The following is a 2,606-nucleotide window of genomic DNA, read 5'->3' on the forward strand; positions in this document are numbered from 1 at the left end:
TATTTCACGTCAACGTGCTTTTTTACCTGCGCCGGGTGAAGCAAAAGCGGATTGGTGGTCAGTGAGCCAAGTTGCGAAAAAATTAGGCTTTAAAGGTTTTGACTTTAATAGTGCTGTTGATATTTTTAATGAACATGCGGCTTTGTCAGCACAAGATAATGCTGACATCAATACACGTGAGCAAACTGATACGTTCCGTTATTTCAACTTAAAAGGTTTAATGAACCTAAGTACTGCTGAGTACGACGCTCTACAACCAGTGCAATGGCCAGTATGGGATAAAAAACAAGACGCTAAAGCCGTTCAACAACTGTTTGGCAAGGGCCAGTTTAGTCACAAAAATGCTAAGGCAAAATTGATTCCTACTGTTGCAATTAATCCGGTACATGCAATTTCAGAAGATTATCCGCTCATTTTGAACACGGGGCGTATTCGTGATCAATGGCATACCATGACCCGTACTGGTTTGTCGCCAAATTTAACCAGTCATCGTGCTGAACCATTCTGTGAGATTCATCCGAGTGATGCATTGAAGTTTGGTGTGCGTGATCAAGGCTTGGTAGAAGTTCGTTCGAAATGGGGCAGTTGTGTACTGCGCGTGACATTCTCATCAGGTGTCCGTCGTGGGCAAATTTTTGCACCGATTCACTGGACTGAACAGGTCGCATCCGACGCCCGTATTGGTAAAGTCGTTAATCCAGAAGTTGATGCAATTTCAGGTGAGCCCGAGTTCAAACATACGCCTGTAACTATTCAGCCGTTCTATACCACTTGGCAAGGCGTGCTCTATATTCGTGAAGGATACGATTCGCACATTCAAGAATCGCTACATCACTGTGCATGGTGGACTAAAGTCAAAATGGTGAAAACCAATCGATATGAACTTGCAGACCGCCAAACTTTTCATGATACTCAAAAGAATCTGAAAAGCTTTTTGCCATTTGCTGATGAAACCTTTGAATGGTTAAGCATAGAAGATATTTCTTCACAGCTGAGCCATAGCGTTATTTTGAAAGATGGCATTGTAATTGCAAGTCTATATATTGCACCGCCAGATTTATTGCCAGACCGTGACTGGGTAGCAAGTCTGTTTAAACGAGAACGTTTGAGCGCCTTGCACCGTAAAGCTTTACTAGCAGGTATGCCAATGTCGGCTACCAATAATGATGGGCCTTTGGTGTGTAGTTGTTTTAAAGTAGGTAAGAATAAAATTATCGAAGCAATAAAAACACAAAACATTACCCATGAAAAACAGGTCACTGCTTGTTTAAAAGCTGGTGGCAATTGTGGATCATGTTTACCTGAAATCCGTGGCTTAATTAAAGCTTGCCAGCAAGAGGTAGAAGTGTGAATAAGGGATATCCCATAACTGATCTGGTCATTCTGGCGGGTGGACAAGCCCGCCGTATGAATGGTTTAAATAAGCTATTGCAGCAATTTGATGGCGATACGCAACTACTCAAAATTCATCAAAAACTAAAGTCTTCTGTATCTGAAATTTGGGTAAATAGTCATCGTGATTATTCGATTTATCAAAGTATTGTGCCTGATATTAAATGTTTTCAAGATGATGCTTCCGGTTTTTTCGGCCCACTTATGGGCATGAAAAGCGCATGGTCTCATGTACGAGCAGATTATGTTTTGTTTATTCCTTGTGATGTGACTTATATACCTACGCAAGTCGTTGCGAAATTACACAGCGCTCTTCGTAAAAATAAACAGGCTCAGGCAGCTTACGTTTCAATTAACGGAGATGCTTTATACCCATTTTGTTTGTTAAAACGTGAAAGTCTAGAGGTTCTAGAGCAGCAAATTGATAAGCAACAATTGAGTTTAAAAAATTGCTTTAAACTTTTACATGCACAAGTAGCCATTTTTCAAAAGCAGAACTTATTTTTCCATAGCATTAATTCTTTAGATGAACTTCAACAATACAAACAAATTAAAGCATTTAAAGAGATTTTTTCGACAAATTAGAACTTCAATCATATCGATTTAAAATTTACATTGATAATCTGAAATCATTTTTTAAATTTTGAGTTATTGACTGTTTAGAATTTAAGTTCTATTTTGGAACTTGTTATTTTCATTCTAGCAGATGTATAAAAATAAACGGAGCCAGAAAAATGATGGACGCAGCTCAGCAAAGTAAAACAGATGTGACCGCATGTATCTTATGTTCGAGAAACTGCGGTTTGAGCGTAGAAATTAAAGATAACCAATTTGTCAAAATTAAAGGTAATCCTGAGCATCCATTTTCTCAAGGTTACATTTGCCAAAAAGCCGCAAGATTACAGCATTACCAGAAACATGCAGACCGTTTGACCGCACCTTTAAAACGCCAGCCAGATGGTTCATTTAAAGAAATTAGTTGGGATGTAGCGATACAAGAAATTGCCGATCAATTGGTTCAGATTAGAGATAAATTTGGTGGTACTGCTTTTGCTTCGGTTGGGGGCGGTGGACAGGGTAACCACCTCGGTGCAGCTTATGGCCGACAACTTTTATTGGCTATGAAAAGTTATTATGCATATAACTCACTTGCCCAAGAAAAAACAGGTGATTTCTGGCTCAATGGCCGCCTGTTCGGTAGTCAGGCTTGCCAT

The 2,606-nt window shown here is 39.5% G+C and carries 3 protein-coding genes; all 3 read left to right on the forward strand.

The window, feature by feature from the left end; translation table 11 throughout:
• A partial coding sequence (locus C1642_RS19350) for a molybdopterin dinucleotide binding domain-containing protein (RefSeq protein WP_228153872.1) occupies nucleotides 1-1,351 on the forward strand: 1,351 nt, incomplete at its 5' end.
• Nucleotides 1,348-1,977 (forward strand): molybdenum cofactor guanylyltransferase, encoded by a 630-nt coding sequence (gene mobA / locus C1642_RS12885; protein WP_001032654.1) that lies wholly within the window; start codon nucleotides 1,348-1,350, stop codon nucleotides 1,975-1,977. The genes C1642_RS19350 and mobA, both read left to right, overlap by 4 nt.
• Nucleotides 1,978-2,126: 149 nt before the next feature.
• The coding region (locus tag C1642_RS19355; protein WP_228153873.1) for a molybdopterin-dependent oxidoreductase at nucleotides 2,127-2,606 on the forward strand (480 nt) is incomplete at its 3' end.

The sequence above is a fragment of the Acinetobacter sp. AKBS16 genome, assembly GCF_002899995.1.
Classification (GTDB): domain Bacteria; phylum Pseudomonadota; class Gammaproteobacteria; order Pseudomonadales; family Moraxellaceae; genus Acinetobacter; species Acinetobacter baumannii.